Origin of the sequence: Methylobacterium sp. E-041 (genome assembly GCF_022829665.1) — a bacterium.
GTDB lineage: Bacteria > Pseudomonadota > Alphaproteobacteria > Rhizobiales > Beijerinckiaceae > Methylobacterium.
Map to the genome: position 1 here is coordinate 1 of NZ_JAKSYQ010000091.1, position 1,405 is coordinate 1,405.

At 63.8% G+C, this 1,405-nt stretch carries 1 protein-coding gene; it reads right to left on the reverse strand.

Annotation, left to right across the window (positions count from 1 at the left end):
* Positions 1–8: 8 nt before the first annotated feature.
* Positions 9–1,360, reverse strand: a protein-coding gene (locus MKK70_RS09495; protein WP_243947206.1) for an IS3-like element ISMex16 family transposase whose coding sequence is annotated in 2 segments (ribosomal slippage) — positions 9–1,024 and positions 1,024–1,360 — 1,353 coding nt in all. Because the reading frame shifts where the segments join, the coding sequence is not laid out codon by codon here.
* Positions 1,361–1,405 lie beyond the last annotated feature (45 nt).

The following is a 1,405-nucleotide window of genomic DNA, read 5'->3' on the forward strand; positions in this document are numbered from 1 at the left end:
GTGAGAGGTTAGGCAGCCTGCGCGTGGTGGCGCAAGCGGCGATCCATCAGGGTCTGGCGCTTGATGCGTTCCCGCTCGGCCAGGATCCCTTCGCCGCGTCCGAAGTAGACGTCGGCGGGCGTGAGGTTGCTCAGGCTCTCATGGGCTCGGGCATGGTTGTAGTGTTCGACGAAGTCGGCAACCTGCGTCTCCAACTCGCCGGGCAAGTACGCGTGTTCGAGCAGGATGCGGTTTTTGAGCGTCTGATGCCAACGCTCGATCTTGCCCTGCGTTTGTGGATGGCATGGCGCACCGCGGATGTGGGTCATGCCCCGAATGCCGAGCCAGTCAGCCAGGTCGCTGGCGACGTAGCTCGGCCCGTTGTCGGAGAGCAGGCGTGGCGGCTGCATCACCCGCGCCTGATCGAGCCCAGCCGCACCCAGCGCCAGGTCGAGCGTGGCGGTGACGTCGCTGGCCTGCATCGTCGTGCACAGCTTCCAGGCGACGATGTAGCGTGAGAAGTCGTCCAGAACCGTCGACAGGTAGTACCAGCCCCAGCCAACGACCTTCAGGTAGGTGAAGTCCGTCTGCCAAAGCTGGTTGGGCGCGGTGGTCTTATCGCGGAACTCGTCGGCGGCCTTGATGACGATATAGGCCGGGCTGGTGATCAGGTCCTGAGACTTGAGCAACCGGTAGACCGTCGCTTCCGAGACGAAGTAGCGGCGCTCGTCGGTGAAGCGCACCGCCAGCTCACGCGGACTGAGTTCAGGCTGCTCCAGAGCCAAGGCAACGATCTGCTCGCGGATCTCTGCAGGTAGACGGTTCCAGACCCGGCTCGGCTGCGAAGGATGGTCATTCAACGCCTCGGGGCCGCCGCGCTGGTAGGCGTCGTACCAGCGGTAGAACGTCGAGCGCGTGATGCCGAGCTTGTCCAGGGTGGCACGCACCGGCAGGTGGGATTGCTCGACCAGCCGGATAATCTCCAGCTTCTCGGGGGCCGGGTACCTCATGCCTCGTCGCCCCCAGCCCCGCTCATGCTTTTTTTAAGCAAACGGTTCTCCAAGACGAGATCAGCTACGACCTCCTTCAGCGCCCCCGCTTCGCGACGGAGATCCCGCACCTCATCGGTGGTGGCCGCACGAGACGTGTCGCCGGACAGGCGCTTCTTGCCAGCCTCCAGGAACTCTTTGGACCAGCCGTAGTACATCGAGGCGGCGATCCCCTCACGTCGGCAAAGCTCGGCTATGCTGTCCTCGCCACGCAAGCCTTCCAGCACCACGCGGATCTTCTCCTCGGACGAGAACTGCCGACGTGTGGCCCGACGGATGTCCTTGATCACCGCTTCTGCCGGCTTCTTGGCCGGTCCGGATGTCTGCTTCATCTTCGCTCCTCAGGGGCTACGATGAACCAGCCATCCTCCGTTCGT